Genomic DNA, 14,197 nt, shown 5'->3' on the forward strand with positions numbered 1-14,197 from the left:
GGGGCAACCGCCTCTAAAGTGGCATCAAGAGTGTTCACCGAGCGTCCTGGAGACTCCATGCCCGTGCAGATGAAACTGATCGCGATCAACCTCGACTGCCCCGATCCGTTGGCACTGGCGTCGTTCTATCAGCAGGCCACCGGCCTCTCATCCCACCCGAAATCGGACGCAGACTTCGCCGGCCTCAACGGAGACGATGGACTTTTCATCGGCTTCCAACGAGTCGACGACTACCAAGCTCCGAGCTGGCCTGACCAAACCGTTCCTCAGCAACTACATGTCTGCTTCAAGGTCGAGGACCTAGACCAGGCTGAGGCCCGGCTGCTGGAACTGGGCGCCAAGAAGCCAGAGCAGCAGCCCAACAAGGACAAGTGGCGGGTCCTCATCGACCCAGCGGGACATCCGTTCTGCCTCGTCACATCTTGACTGGCTCGGCCGAGACACCACGTCTCGAAGGAGCGAGCACGCCCACCATGAGAAATGGATTGCTCTGCACGTTTATCCGTACCTGACTCTGCACATAGGCATACTCGGACAGTCGGCCGAACCGGCGAGTGAGCCCCGGAACCTGCTCGGCGAAAGTCTTGCGCGAACAGGAGCCCTCCGCGCAGACGAACCGCCGCACCCTCAAATGCCACCACGACGGACTTGCCCACCGTCGGTAGAGCGTGAGGAAACCGCAGACAGGAGCCGTGTATTCGCCCCGACAGGTACCCGCAGCCAGGGCAGGCTGCCTGCCGAGCAGTGCTCAGGGCCTCGATCCGGACGACCATGTCGGTTGCCGCGACCGACTCCACCGACACGTTCTCCAGCGAGGAGAACAGCAACTCATCAAGTTCCGGCCGTATTTCGTTCACGGCGCAGCACTGTCGGCGACACCGCACACCGACCGGGCGATTCTCGGGCTATCTCAGCCAGCCTCACGAGGAGATCGACAGGTACGCTGCGTACGCGACCACACGAAGTGGACCAGAGCCTTTGCCGGAGTCCCTTGGAGGTGGTTCCGGGAGTCACCTCGTGTGGTTCAGGGAAGATCGATGTCAGTGAGTTCTGATGTCACTCGCTGAGTGCCGAAGCCTCAAGTGATCCTGGAGGGCCTGGGCCCCGAGTCATCCGTGTTCTGAAACCTGCGAGACACCGTCCGCCGGACGCGTGGATCATGGGTGGATGGCCCGACTCCACGACATCGTTTTCGACTGCGCCCGCCCTGCGGCCACGGCCCGCTTCTGGTCCGCGGCTCTGGACGGCTATGCCGTCGCGCCGTACGACGATGCGGAACTTGCGCGCCTGCGCTCCTTGGGGATCACCAGCACCGAGGATGACCCCACTGTTCTCGTCGAGTCGCCGGACGGAGGACCTCGTCTGTGGTTCCAGCTCGTGCCGGAGGCCAAGGCCGGGAAGAACCGCGTGCATCTGGACCTGCTCGCCGTGGACCCGGAAGCGGAGATCCAGCGCCTGACCGCTCTCGGTGCGACCGTTCGAGCCCGGCACGCTGACAACGTCGTCCTGGCCGATCCCGAAGGCAACGAATTCTGCCTGTCCCCAACGGATTGACGCCGGAGGCAGAGCACTTCGGCGGTCGTGCCGATCTCATCCGCGAGCAGATCGACGGGGTCGCCGGCGAATGAGACCTGCTTGCGCGGTCGGGAGTGCCGCGCAAGCACCCGCTCCGTTCTCAGCCGGCGGCGGTCTGCTCGGCCAGGGCCTTGGTGTGGGCGAGCCGGTAGGACTCAGTGCCGGTCTGGATGATCGCCGTTGAGGGTGAGCCGGTCGACGACGGCCGCGCACATCCGAGGATCGGTGAACGTCTTCGTCCATCCGGAAAACGACTCTTGGAGGCGATGGCGACGCTGTTCTTCTCCTCGGGTTCAGTCAGAACCTGGAACAGCAAATCGGCTCGACGGCGGTCGAGTTCCATGCAGCCGAGTTCATCCATGCATAAAGAGAGCGCCGAGAACCTGGCGGTTCATCTCGGCCACGCGCGCCTGGCCGCAGGCCTCGGCGGCGGACATCGAACGCCCGCGAGCGGTACACCGCCGAGGACCCACGTCCCCGGTTCCGGCTCGCCAACGGATCTCCGACGCCTCTCTGCTGCGGCGGCTCGAAGCCGCGAACACCCGTGTCCGGCAGCTTCCGAGGAGAACCGGCGCCTGCGTGACCGGCTCGCCCGCGCACTGGGCGAGCAACGAGCAGGCAGAATCACGAAAGAGCAAGCGAAGGGAAGGCGATGAGTGCCGCCGAAGAACAGGACCGCCTCCTGCGGGGACCTCGAAGCGCTCTCGAACGAGCGCGGCAGGACCCGGCGACGTGGGACGACCTGGCCTACTGCGCCCGGATCACCGACGAGGATCCCCTGGCCGACCGCAACAGAGCCGCCCGCTTCGCGGTTCTGTGGGCACTGCAATACGACCGCCGTGCCCAGGACCTGCCGCTGCTGCGCTTCCTGCTCCAGCAGCAGACCAACTTACTACCGTGAGGTGGTCCCCTGGGGCATGGCCTCCGACCTGACACTCGCGGGATTCCTGGTCGCCGAACACCGGCAGGCAGGGGACCTGTGGCTGCATTGGGACGCCAAGAACATCAGCTTCGATACGGCGCTGGGCTACCACCTCTACCATCTCCTCACCGCAGGCGTCGCCTCCGCCACGGAGACGGTGCGGGCCGGCTCCCATCCCGACCGCGAACGCATCCTGGTCGACATCACATCGGCCCGGCATACCGATGCCGCCGTCGAGGAGTGGCTGGACCGGCAACGCACACGATTCCCTTCCGATCCGGCCGACGAAGGACTCAAGTCGTGGGCGCACCACGCGGCGCGCCTCGGCGAGCGCGAGGCGTCCCGCCTGTTCATGACCGAGTGGGCCGCAGGTGAGCCCCGAACCGCGGACACGCTCAACACACTGCAGTTCCACCTCGCTCAGCTCGGCTACCTCGCCGAAGCCGTGGAAGTACAGAAAGAAGCCGTCGCGATCTGTGATTCGTCGTGGTCAGGAGCCAGGGTGAGCAAATTGCTCACCCTGGCTCGGCTGCAATGCCGAACCGACGACTTTGCGGGCGCACGGCAAACGCTTCAGGAGGCTCAGCGCAGCCTGCCTCCCGATAAGCAGGGCTTCGACCAGGGAGTATGGCGGCATTTCGTCAAGGAGTGCTTCCTCCTCGTCCCGATCATCCCCGACGGCTCAGCAGCGCGCCGACTGCTCGCCGCGAGCGAGCAGGATCTGCACGGGACTACTCGGCTCTGGATGGACGGAGTCCTCGACGCCGCAATCGCGGCTGCCGAACACATCGGCGACCAGTCGGCACTCCGCCGCTACCGCGCTCAGCAGCAGGCCGCGGCCCGCGAACGCGAACAGGAAGTCGCGCAGTCCCGTCACTCCGCATCTGGACCCGAACCCTCGTGAACCCCAGCACCAGCCACACCCAGATGGGCCACCCCGCCAGGAACTGCGGCAGCGCGTCTCGCCCCGACAACGATCAGTCAGCCATCCGCTACGAGAATGCCGCTGCCGGCCTCCCGGCCGGTCGAGGAGATCGTCGCAGCCGAGCAGGTTCTGTGGGACCTGATGATTGACTCCTGCACCAATCCTCTGTGGGCCGCTGCTCACATCGCCAACGGCGGGTGCTCTGACGACGGCTTCGACTAATTCCGCGGCTGGCTGACAGTTCAGGGCCGTGAAGTCTTCGAGCCCGTGGTCGCTGATCCGATGCCCTGGCAGAACTGCCCATCGTCCGAGCCTCCGCAGCCGACGGTGTCGACCTGGAGGGTGAGGACATGCTGGGCATCGCCTGGAACGCACACATCTCGGCGACCGGGTGATCAACTCCCTGCGAGCCCACCCACCATCGGCTACCGGGGGCTGGACCCCACCCGGAACTTCGATGTCGATGACCACGACGAAACGACTCGCCGACTGCCCCGCTTGGCAGCTCTCCATCCGGAGTAAGCGCAAGCCCGCAGTCGTAAGGCGAGGCAAACAGCGGAGGACGGGGCTCCCGAGCATCACTGTCCGTCACTCCATCAGGCCATGAACCCGTCTCGGCTGACGAATACGCGACACCTCACCATGCGAGCCCACCAGCCGCAGGTTCGGGTATTACGCGGGCCCGGGGGGCGGCAGGGGGGCTCAGCCCCGGCCGATGTACGGCATCGCCGTCGCCATCACCGTCACGAACTGCACATTCGCCTCCAGCGGCAGCTCCGCCATGTGCAGCACTGTCCGTGCCACATCCGTCGTGTCCATCACCGGCTCCGCCGCGACCTCGCCGTTCGCCTGGAGGATTCCGGTCTCCATCCGCCGCGTCATCTCGGTCGCCGCGTTGCCGATGTCGATCTGACCGCAGGCGATCCCGTACTCCCGGCCGTCCAGTGACAGGGACTTCGTCAGACCGGTGATCGCGTGCTTGGTGGCGGTGTACGGGGCGGACCGCGGGCGGGGTGCGTGGGCCGAGACCGAGCCGTTGTTGATGATCCGGCCGCCCCGGGGGGACTGGTCCCTCATCGTGCGAAAGGCCGCCTGCGCGCACAGGAACGCGCCCGTGAGATTGACGTCGACCACCGCGCGCCACTCCTCGTACGGGATGTCCTCGAAGCGGACGCCGCCCGGGCCGGGGACGCCCGCGTTGTTGAAGAGCAGGTCGACGCGGCCGAAGTTCTCCCGGACGGCGGTGAAGAGCGAGGTCACCTGGTCCGGGGAGGTCACATCGGTGGGGACACGCAGCATCCGCCCGCCCGCCGCCGACGCCGTCTGCTCCAGTGTGTGGGATCTGCGGCCCGCGACCGCCACGGACCAGCCCGCGTCCGCCAGGATGAGGGCGACGCTCCGGCCGACGCCCGAACCGGCACCGGTCACCACCGCGACTTTTTCCCTGCTCATGGGCCCGCAGCCTAGACCCGGCGGCACCCGTCGACGGCGGGGGCCCGTTCACCTGCTCCGGCGGCACATCGGGGACCGGGTCCGGGGGCGGGTTTCCGTCGGCTTCCCGGGGGCCCCTGGCCGTGAGGCTCCCGCGCCAGTAACATAATGGACGTTCTTTTTGTTTGTCGAGCAAAGATTTGAGACAGCGAGATGATGAGGCGTCAGTCCGACCGCGGGATGCAGCAACGGGCCGTAGAGACTCGTGGCAGCATCCTCCTCGCGGCGGCGGAGGTGTTCGACGAGTTCGGCTTCGCCGGGGCGAGCATCAGCAAGATTTGCGAACGTGGAGGAACGACTCAGGGGGCCATCTACTTCCACTTTGCGTCGAAGGAGGGTCTCGCACGGGAAGTGATGCTGGCGCAGCCGACCGTGATCGTGCCCCGCCTGGCGACGGAGGGACTCCAGCGGCTGGTCGACATCACCCTGGTCTGGTCGCGGCAGCTCCAGTCGAGCCCCCTGCTGCGGGCGGGCGTCCGGCTGGTCACCGAGCAGCGCAGCTTCGGGCTGAACGACATCAGGCCGTACGAGGTCTGGGTCGGGATCATGGAAGAGATCCTGGTGACCGCCGGTGAGCGGGGGGATCTGCGGGAGTCCGTCGATCCCCGGCGGCTCGCCGAGTATCTCGTCGCCTCGTGTACGGGTGTGCAGATGTACTCCTACGTGGTGGCGGGGCGTGAGGATCTGACCGAGCGGGCGACGGAGATGTGGCGGTTCCTGCTCCCGGGTGTCGCCGCGGAGCAGGTGGCCCAGCTGATCGACGCGAGCACGGAGCGCGCCGATCAGCTGGAGATCCTGCCGGTCGAATGAGGCACGGAGCCCGCCGGATGCGTACGGGCCAGGAGGGCGCCGGTCAGGGGCGCCCACGAGTACCCGGGGTACCGGGTGCCGGCCCGTCCTCCGGGGCGTCGCGGAGGGTCCGTCGTGAGGTGCTGCCGCCGGGAGCCGGTCCGTGTGCCGGGGTGCCGGGATGCGGCGACGCCGGGATATCGAGATGGCCGGATACCGGGATGTCGGGATGCCGGGTGCGCGTCGGCCCGGTCTCAGGCGGCTGTGCCCATCGGGTCGGTCGACGAACCGCCCGGGGCGGGCGCCGCGTTGAGCCGGCCGTAGGCGTACGCGGCGGACACCAGCGTCATATGGTGGTGCCAGCCGGGGAAGGAGCGGCCCTCGAAGTCGAGGAGCCCGTAGTCGGTGGCCATGTCGCCGAGCGCGTGGGCCGTTCGCGACTGCAGCCGGGCCAGGCCGAGCAGGTCGTCCATCCCGCAGTGCACGAGATTGGTCGCCCAGATCCTGGCGGAGTCCTGTGCGCGGAACAGTCGCAGGGTGTCCTGTACACCGACCGCCTCCCACCGCGAGGAGGGCGGCAGCCGGACCACCCCGGAGGCGATCCGGATGAGCGTCGGCTCTCCCCGCCGGCCGGACAGTGTCATCGTGGCGGGGTGGCGCAGGCTGCACCGGCGCAGGAACTCCCGTGCGCCGGACGCCGGGCCCCCGCCTGCCCGGCGGCCGTCCATGGGGACGACGGGCAGACTGCCCGGGACGGTGACGACGAATGCCTGACCGCGTGCCAGCAGCCCGTTGACCAGTGCGGAAGCGTCGGCGCAGTCGCCGGGACCGCTCAGGTCGGCCACGATCGGCGGTCTCGGCCGTGGGCCTGCCGAGGTGGCGGTGTCGATGAGGTCGAGCGCGTACGCCGACAAGGGCTCGTGGCCGACGGACGGCGGGATGCGCGCCCGCTGCCGCCGTTGGACGTCCAGGGCCCAGTCCTTCGGCAGCAGCAGCCGCCAGTCCACGGGCAGGGCCTCTCCCGCGGTCAGAAAGAACAGTCCGACCCCCTGCTGGCAGTTGAGGACGCGACCGGCGGCCGGGATGAACGACTTGTGCACGCCGACCGAGTGCTCGCCGCGCTTGGGGACCACGGCCGTCGCCACACTCCAGGCCCGCACGGGTCCCCGGCGTCCGGCCAGCACGGCCAGCTCGGCCCGTACGGGCGCCCAGTCCCAGGGGCTCGCGTTCAGGAACTGCTGGAGCGAGTGGGACGCGGTGGGGGAGGACGAGACCGCTGCCGCCAGCCTCCGTACGGACTTCTTGCCGGGGGTCGTCAGCAGGCCCCGCAGATAGGCGGCGGCCCAGCGTCGCTGGTCGGCCCGTGGCAGATGCCCGAAGACCTCCTCGGCGAACTCCTGGAACCGCGGGGACTCGGTGGAATGCCGGGAGGGCCGGGCGGGGGAGTGGGGGAGCGGCCGGGACCGCGCGGGCCCGGCCCTGGACACCGTCGATGCGGCGTCCACCGGCAGGGCGGCCTCCGGTGCCGCCACCTGGGTGGTGTCGAGCGCAGGCATGGTGAGTGCCCTCCGTTTCGGTGCGGGGTGAGGATGAACAGAGAAAAAGAATACCGATCGTTCTGTTTTTTTCTAGGGGGTATCGCGGAGATACCCGCAGACGGGGTCTGACCTGGGCACCCGGCGTGGATCCGAGCTGGACCCGAGGCGGGACTCGATCGGACACCTGGACCTGAGGCGGGTCTGAGGGTGGAGATCCGCCGGCCCCCTGACCGTCTCCGCCGTCGGCTGCCGGGCCGGGGTGCGGGGGTGCGGGGGTGCCAGCGGCTTCCGGAGCCGGGGAGTGCCGCAACCGGCCGTGGACCGGCGTACCGCAAGCGGCCGGGGCCGTACCCGCCAGGGCCCCCGGGGGGCGGCTCCGGCGCCCCGGTCCGGGCCTGGGGATCCGCTCCCGTCCGTCGGGGCGGCTGTTCCTCTTCCGCCGGCCGGTACGCGCTTTTCGGTGTGCCGAACGCCAGGTGATAGGGCTTCGTCTTCGGGCGTTTCCGTGCTGCACGACGACGCGAATGGCGCCCGGAAATCCCCGCGTGGTCGCGCGTATACCGGTACAGGGGAACGAAAGGCCGTGCCCATTCGGGACGCGAGGCCGACACGCATTTCGGAACGCGGGGCCGGCACGCATTCGGGACGCAGAACCGCCCGCATTCGGGACGCGAGTCCGCGCCGTGGATATCACCCCAACCCCCGGGAGGGGCGCAAGCCGGGAGGGTGACTTGGGCAAGTTGTGAAAGTGAGCGCCGCGATCCGCGCCGGCATTGTCCCGGCCCGCCCCTTCGCAGTTCGCTTTGTACGGGTGGTGCACGGGTGGTCGGACTCGCGCGGACCCAGCCCGGAACCGACTTCCCGTGAGAGGGCCAGCCATGGCGGTGACCAATAGGCGCCAGACGACTCCGAACGACGAAGCGGAGGAGACGCGGACGACCGATACGGCCGAGGGAGCGAACAGAACCACGACGACAGCGAAAACCACGACGACCACGAAAACCATGACGCTCAGGACGACAAGGAGGGCACGGAAGAACATGGCGAACAAGGGGGCCGAAGCGGTCCGGGCGGGCGAGGTCTTCGGCCCGGTCACCGAACCGGGGGCGACCGGGGCGTTCGGCGCGACCGAGGTGATCGGGGCCGGCGACCGCGCCGGGCGCCCCGGGGCTCCGCCGGGCGTGGCGGGGGAGCCGAGCACGGCCGCGGGGCCTCCCTACGCGGGCGGGGCCGCCGAATCGGGGACGGCCGGGCCCGGAGGGGACCGGCCGGGCCCGGCCGGGGCGGATTCGGACCGGCTCAGCACCCGGGGCTGGCTGATCCTCTTCACCCTGTGCGGGGCCACCTTCATGGCGGGCCTCGACTTCTCCGTGGTCACCGTCGCGCTCCCGGAGATCGGCCGTGACCTGGGCTTCGGCAGCACCGGCTCGCTCCAGTGGGTGGCGACCGCCTGTCTGCTGCCCACCGCCGGACTGCTGCCGCTGTTCGGACGGGTCTCCGATCTGGTGGGCCGCCGCCGGCTGTTTCTGGCCGGTGTGATCATCTTCGGGGCGTTCTCCCTGGTCGCGGGGCTCGCGAACTCACCGGGCATGCTCATCGCCGCCCGCGCAGGACAGGGCGCGGCAGCCGCCATGATCGCGCCGACGGCGATCTCGCTGATGACCGCCGCGTTCCCCGAGGGCCCGCAGCGCACCCGCGCCCTGGGCGTCAACGGCGCGGTGCTCTCCCTCGGCTTCGTCCTCGGCACCCTCGGCGGCGGAGTGATCACCAGCGGTCTCAACTGGCGCTGGACCATGCTCATTCTGGTGATCATCGCCGCGGTGGTGCTGATCGGCGGCCTCACCGTGCTGCCGCGCACCGATGTGCGTATCGAGGCCCGGCTCGACATCCCGGGCGCGATCCTGGTCAGCATCGGTCTCTTCGCCCTCGTCTACGGCATCTCCACCGGCGGCGAGGAGGGCTGGACCAGCCTGTCCACGCTGGCCTCTCTGGTCCTGGCCGTGGTGGCGCTGGGCCTGTTCCTGGTCGTGGAGCGACGGCACCCCGATCCGCTGGTCCCGCTGGGGCTGCTGAACCGGCCGACGGTGAAGTGGGGCGGGCTGATGGGCTTCATCACCCTCGGCATGTGCGCGGGCGCGACCGTACTGCTGAGCCTCTACATGCAGGACGTACTCGGCTACTCACCGCTCGCCACCGGCGCCGGATTCCTGGCCGAGGGCGTCACCGCGCTGATCGCGGGCATCGTCGCCGCCCGGCTGATCAGGGCGTACGGCACGGTCGCGGTGATGGCCGGGGGTCTGGTCATCCAGGGCCTGGGCACCGGGGGCATGGTGTTCCTGCCCGCGCAGGACGGGCTGGTGCTCCTTCTGGTCACCTCGGGCGTCATGGGCTTCGGTCATGTCCTCACCGTCGTCGCCTTCATCACGACGATGACGTCCGGCCTCGGTGACGAGGAGCAGGGCGTCGCCGGCGGGCTGGCACAGCTGCCCCAGTTCATCGGCGCCATCGGGGTGGCGGGCCTGGCGGCCATCGCCACCGCGCGCACCTCGGCGCTGTCGTCGGGCGGCGACGGGATCACCGCCACGCTCGGAGGACTGCACACCGCCATGCTGACGGCGGGCATCGTCTGCCTCGTCGGCGCAGCGGCGAGCGTGGTGTTCCTGGGCCGCCGGATCCCCGGAACGCGCTGAGCAGTTTGGCGTTGCCCTCCGGCGCGGGCACCGCGCCCCCTGTTCCAGCCCCTGCCCGTCCTCCCCCCTCGGGCAGGGGCTTCGCGGTGCGCGGCGGATGTCAGGTTCCGTGGGATCCGGCCCCCGCCCAGTGCTTTGAGCAGGCATGGCGCACGGTGCGGTGGGACGGCCCGCTGCCGGCGCCTCAGTTCTTCGTGTTCTCGGTTCTTCGTGTTCGCCGACGGTGAGTGGGCGACCGTGTCTCGGTTCATCCTGTCACCGAGTGCGAACTCTCCCCGTGAGGGCCGACGGGAGTTCCTGCGCTCGGTTCCGAGGAGCGATGTCCCGGCGCGGCCGTGGTCAACGACGAGGCAGGGCCGCCTCGCCATCGGAATCCAGCGGACCTGGAGAACTACTCGTCGGCCGGCGGGACGTCGGCAGGTCCCGGGATCGCCGGATCGGGGAGAAGAGAAGGATCAGCGCGGCGAGCGGGACCCCGGCTGTCGTGATGACCATGGCGGCGCGGAGGCCGAGTTCGGTTCCGAGCGCGCCGCCGAGCAGTGCTCCGACGGGGATCGTTCCGTAGCTGAGGAATGCCGTGCTCGCGGTGACACGGCCGAGGAGTTCCGGCGGGCAGTAGCGTTGCTGGAAGCCCACTTTGATGATGTTCCCGGCGACGACGCCCGCGGAGACGCTGAAGCCGCCTGCCGCGAAGAGCAGGATCCCGGCTCCGCCGACGGTCAGCGGGATGAGCAGACCGGGCAGGGGAAGTCCCAGTTCGAACAGCAGTGTCGCGCGGGCCGTGCCGATCCGGTGAGCGACCCGGCGTGCGGCGAATGCCCCGGCCACGCCTCCGGCACTGGTCACCGCGATGAGTGCGCCGACCGTCCCTGGTGCCAGACCGACGCTCCGGACCAGGAAGACCACCTGAATCGACTGGTACCCCATAAGGGCCAGGTTGGAGGCGGCTCCGAAGAGTGTGAACGTACGGAACCAGGGGTCGACGGCGACCAGCCGCAGACCTTCGCGGACTTCACCGACCAGTGAAGTGGGGCGATGTTCGGTTCCGGTGACGCGTGGCTCGCGATGCCGGATGCCTGCGAGGCACAGGAGTGAGACGAGGAATGTCGCGGCGTTGGCGAGCATCCCGTTCACCGCGCCTGCCAACTGTGCGATCAGACCGCCGGAGCCGAGCCCGGCGATCTGCGCGGCGGACGCGCTGCCGTGCAGTTTGGCGTTGCCCTCGGGCTGGTCATCGGGTTCCAGAATGCCGGGGAGGTAGGCGCTGTAGGCGGTCTGGAAGAACACCGCCGCCGTGCCCGTCAGCAGGGCGACGCCCAGCAGTAGTTCGATGCTCAACCAGCCGCACCATGCGGAGGCCGGGACGCCGGCGAACAGTACGAGGGAGACCCCGGCGGCGGCCAGCATGATCGGTCTGCGCCGCAGCCGGTCCACCCAGACACCGGCCGGGAGACCGATGAACAGCCAGGGGGCCCAGGCGGCGGCGCTCAGCAGGCCGACCTCGAACGGGCCGGCGTGCAGGGTGGAGACGGCGACCAGCGGCATCGCCACCCCGGTGACGGACGCGCCGAACTTGCCGGCGGTCTCACCGCACCACAGCAGGCGGAAATCGCGGTGGCGGCGCAGGAGGCCACCGCGTATGCCACGGCTCATACGGAGCCGCGCTCCTTGCGGGGGAAGGACTGGAGCTGTACGACGACGGGGAGCGCGTTCGGCGCGGGCTCGGCGCCCGGAGCAGGGGTGTGGCGGGCGATGACGGCCATCAGCTCCGCGTTGAGCGACTCCAGCTGCTCCGGGGTCATCCGCAGGTCACTCCAGTCCGAGACGGTGCCTGCGCTCCTCCATCTGTCGTCCCAGTCCTCGCTGATGTAGTTCACGACCCGGCTGAAGTGCTGCTGCACCAGTTCGTGCAGGTAGACCGACAGCGCGCCCCGGGTGTCGGGGTCGTCGCGGAAGTCGGCGGTGTTCAGCTCATTCGTGACGTCGACTCTTCTCCACCAGCGCTCGCGTTTTGTGCCCCGTCCGGTCTCCTCCTCGATGAAGCCGTGCTCGGCGAGGTGGCGCAGGTGCCAGCTGATGGTGCCGGTGTTCTCCCCGAGACGTTCGGCGAGCCTGGTGGCGGTGGCGGGGCCGTCCAGGCTGAGCAGTTCGAAGATGTTCATCCGCAGCGGATGGGCCAGCCCGCGCAGGCTGCGCGCATCGAGGCGCCGGGCGGGCTCGGCGGGCTGTGAGGTGTGCTCGGGTTCGTCGGACATGCCGACAGGGTATGTTGCAGAGGATCCTCTGCATAGGAGTCTCTGCGTGGAAGTCTCTGCATAGTCTTCTTTGCAGAGATGTCTCTGTTGATTCACGCCGCGGCTTGGCGTGTCCCGGCTGCCGGCGCTCGCGCCGTCTGTGGGGCAAGCCGGGTCCGCCGAACCGGGCGGGGTTCGGCGGACCCCGACGTTTACACGCTCAGGCCAGGCGGTCGGGCAGCGGGGCGAGAGCGAAGTTCGCCCAGATGAAGCTGTCCATCTGATGCTGGTCGGCGCTGAGATTCAGTACCCGGTCGACCTTGCCGTCCGGGCCGAAGTGCCACACCAGCGCCCAGGTGGTGTCCACCCTGCCGACACCCTCGGTCGACCAGCCGCGGTGCACATCGACGACGTACTCGTCACTGGCCTCCAGGAACAGCGGCGCCGCCTGGAACCCGGTCCTGGAGAGGGCCTGGAAGAACGAACGCACCTCATCGATCCCGTACTTGGTCCCGGAGAGCGGGTGGTGGCCGGGGATCGTCCACTCGATGTCGGGGGCGAGTACCTGGGCGATGCCCTCCTCGTCGCCCGCCGCGTACGCGGTGAAGAAACGCTCGATGGCCTCGATCTTGGGGTCGATCTTGAGGCCGGTCTTGAGGTCGGTGGTGGTCACAGTTCCTCCGTTGAGTTCTCGAACAGTGCGGATACCTGCGTGAATTGATCAGGTGTCAGGTCGATGTCCAGCGCCTCCTGGTTCTCTTCGAGATGGCGGACCGAGGAGGTGCCGGGAATGGGGATGACGCACGGGTCGCGGTGCAGCAGCCAGGCGAGCGCGAGCTGTGCGGGGGTGGCGCCCAGGGCCTTGGCCGTGTCCGCGAGCGGCCCTCCGGCCGCCGTGTGCGCGCCGACGGCGAGCGGGAAGTACGCGAGGAAGGCGATGTCCTGCTCCGCGCAGTGCCGGACGACCGCCTCGTTGGCGCGGTTGGTCACGTTGTACAGGCTCTGCACCGCCGCCACCGGCGTGATCGCGGACGCCTCGCGGATCTGCTCGACGTTCACCTCGCTCAGGCCGATATGGCGGACCTTCCCCTCGTCCTGGAGCTCCTTGAAGGCGCCGATCTGGTCGGCCAGCGGTACTTGCGGGTCGACCCGGTGGAGGAACAGCAGATCCAGCCGCTCCACCCCGAGCCTCCGAAGGCTCAGCTCCGTCTGCTGCTTGAGGTACTCGGGGCGGCCCAGCGGCACCCACTCGGACGGTGAGGGCCGGGTGACGCCCACCTTGGTGGAGATCAACAGTCCTTCCCGGTAGGGGTGCAGGGCTTCCCTGACCAGTTCCTCATTGGCGCCGATACCGTACGAGTCGGCCGTGTCGACCAGATCGACGCCCAGCTCCACCGCGTACCGGAGCACCGCGCGCGCCTGCTCGGCGTCGCGCGGTCCGCCCCACACCAGGGAGCCGCTGCTGGGTCCCGGGCCGTCGGAGAGACGCATCGCGCCGAAGCCGAGCCGCCGTACCGGAAGGTCACCGCCGATCGTGGTCGTGCGCGGATGGGGAGAGGTGGTCTGTGCCTCGCTGTCCAAGGTGATTTCCATGGGGCGACGGTAGGAGGGCCCGCCGACGGTCCGGGGGGCTCCCGGACTACTTCGGCAAGTCCGGCGCTCCTGCGGCCAGTTCCCGGAACTACTCGGCCAGGTCCCGGCCGTGGCCCCGTCGGCGGGAACGTTTCCTCGCGTGAGGCGCCGGTCGCTCCGGGTGGGGTCCGGCGCGGCGGGAGTGGGGGTGGTGGGAGCGGTGCACTGTTCCGAGAGCGGTGCTCTTGCTTCGGGTCGGTGCTCTCGTCTGGGGGCGGGGGTTTGGTGCGGGAGCGGTGCTCGCGGGTGGGGGCGGGGGTCGCGTCTGTGAGCAGTGCTCTTGGTTGCGGTTGGTGTTCTTGGCGGTGAGCGGTGAGCGGTGAGCGCGTGAGCGGTGCTCTCGGTTCAGGGCGGTGCTCTCGACGTGGTGCAGTGCTTCCAGGAGCGGTGCTCGTGAGTAG

13 protein-coding genes and 1 pseudogene are annotated in these 14,197 nt (G+C 69.1%); 7 read left to right on the forward strand and 7 right to left on the reverse strand.

The genetic code is table 11. The annotated features are described in order from the left end of the window. Window positions 1-57: 57 nt before the first annotated feature. Together ACIBCM_RS01500 and ACIBCM_RS01505 are read left to right on the forward strand one after the other, a co-directional pair. Window positions 58-426: a VOC family protein gene (locus ACIBCM_RS01500; RefSeq protein ID WP_399238914.1), complete on the forward strand. Its 369-nt coding sequence runs from the start codon at window positions 58-60 to the stop codon at window positions 424-426. 741 nt (window positions 427-1,167) lie between these two features. Then, entirely contained in the window at window positions 1,168-1,554 is a 387-nt protein-coding gene (locus ACIBCM_RS01505) for a VOC family protein (RefSeq protein ID WP_399238916.1), read from the forward strand. A gap of 121 nt (window positions 1,555-1,675) precedes the next feature. Here the strand turns inward: ACIBCM_RS01505 and ACIBCM_RS01510 are convergent. Beyond that, a pseudogene (locus ACIBCM_RS01510) lies at window positions 1,676-1,942 on the reverse strand (ATP-binding protein); the annotation flags it as partial. Between the two features lie 285 nt (window positions 1,943-2,227). Here ACIBCM_RS01510 and ACIBCM_RS01515 point away from each other — a divergent pair. The 3 genes from ACIBCM_RS01515 (at window position 2,228) to ACIBCM_RS01525 (ending at window position 3,644) form a co-directional block, all read left to right on the forward strand. After that, window positions 2,228-2,476 carry a hypothetical protein gene (locus tag ACIBCM_RS01515; RefSeq protein ID WP_399238918.1) on the forward strand — a complete coding sequence of 83 codons (249 nt, stop codon included), beginning with the start codon at window positions 2,228-2,230 and terminating at the stop codon, window positions 2,474-2,476. A gap of 16 nt (window positions 2,477-2,492) precedes the next feature. Further along, the gene (locus ACIBCM_RS01520) at window positions 2,493-3,401 is read left to right on the forward strand and encodes a hypothetical protein (RefSeq protein WP_399238920.1); all 909 of its coding nucleotides are present in this window, start codon (window positions 2,493-2,495) and stop codon (window positions 3,399-3,401) included. A 162-nt stretch (window positions 3,402-3,563) separates the two neighbouring features. After that, window positions 3,564-3,644: a hypothetical protein gene (locus tag ACIBCM_RS01525; protein ID WP_399239799.1), complete on the forward strand. Its 81-nt coding sequence runs from the start codon at window positions 3,564-3,566 to the stop codon at window positions 3,642-3,644. Between the two features lie 480 nt (window positions 3,645-4,124). Here the strand turns inward: ACIBCM_RS01525 and ACIBCM_RS01530 are convergent, their stop codons facing one another. Continuing rightward, window positions 4,125-4,874: an SDR family oxidoreductase gene (locus tag ACIBCM_RS01530; RefSeq protein ID WP_399238922.1), complete on the reverse strand. Its 750-nt coding sequence runs from the start codon at window positions 4,872-4,874 to the stop codon at window positions 4,125-4,127. Between the two features lie 192 nt (window positions 4,875-5,066). Here ACIBCM_RS01530 and ACIBCM_RS01535 point away from each other — a divergent pair, with 192 nt between their 5' ends. Then, window positions 5,067-5,723: a ScbR family autoregulator-binding transcription factor gene (locus tag ACIBCM_RS01535; RefSeq protein WP_399238924.1), complete on the forward strand. Its 657-nt coding sequence runs from the start codon at window positions 5,067-5,069 to the stop codon at window positions 5,721-5,723. Between the two features lie 233 nt (window positions 5,724-5,956). Here ACIBCM_RS01535 and ACIBCM_RS01540 read toward each other — a convergent pair whose 3' ends face one another. After that, window positions 5,957-7,258, reverse strand: coding sequence for an IS701 family transposase (locus tag ACIBCM_RS01540; protein WP_399238926.1), 1,302 nt, complete (start codon window positions 7,256-7,258; stop codon window positions 5,957-5,959). Between the two features lie 1,022 nt (window positions 7,259-8,280). Between ACIBCM_RS01540 and ACIBCM_RS01545 the strand changes: the two genes are divergently transcribed. Then, window positions 8,281-9,930 carry an MFS transporter gene (locus ACIBCM_RS01545; protein WP_399238928.1) on the forward strand — a complete coding sequence of 550 codons (1,650 nt, stop codon included), beginning with the start codon at window positions 8,281-8,283 and terminating at the stop codon, window positions 9,928-9,930. A 339-nt stretch (window positions 9,931-10,269) separates the two neighbouring features. On the opposite strand, the gene ACIBCM_RS01550 is transcribed toward ACIBCM_RS01545, so the two are convergent. The 4 genes from ACIBCM_RS01550 to ACIBCM_RS01565 form a co-directional block, all read right to left on the reverse strand. Further along, window positions 10,270-11,583 carry an MFS transporter gene (locus ACIBCM_RS01550; RefSeq protein WP_399238930.1) on the reverse strand — a complete coding sequence of 438 codons (1,314 nt, stop codon included), beginning with the start codon at window positions 11,581-11,583 and terminating at the stop codon, window positions 10,270-10,272. Next, complete coding sequence (locus ACIBCM_RS01555) at window positions 11,580-12,185, reverse strand: ArsR/SmtB family transcription factor (RefSeq protein ID WP_399238932.1); 606 nt, start codon at window positions 12,183-12,185, stop codon at window positions 11,580-11,582. Before ACIBCM_RS01555 ends, ACIBCM_RS01550 begins: the two co-directional genes overlap by 4 nt. Window positions 12,186-12,384: 199 nt before the next feature. Beyond that, window positions 12,385-12,837 carry a nuclear transport factor 2 family protein gene (locus ACIBCM_RS01560; protein ID WP_399238934.1) on the reverse strand — a complete coding sequence of 151 codons (453 nt, stop codon included), beginning with the start codon at window positions 12,835-12,837 and terminating at the stop codon, window positions 12,385-12,387. Next, window positions 12,834-13,757, reverse strand: coding sequence for an aldo/keto reductase (locus tag ACIBCM_RS01565; RefSeq protein ID WP_399238936.1), 924 nt, complete (start codon window positions 13,755-13,757; stop codon window positions 12,834-12,836). Before ACIBCM_RS01565 ends, ACIBCM_RS01560 begins: the two co-directional genes overlap by 4 nt. Window positions 13,758-14,197: the final 440 nt, after the last annotated feature.

It is taken from the genome of Streptomyces sp. NPDC051018, assembly GCF_044456085.1.
Taxonomy (GTDB): Bacteria; Actinomycetota; Actinomycetes; order Streptomycetales; family Streptomycetaceae; genus Streptomyces.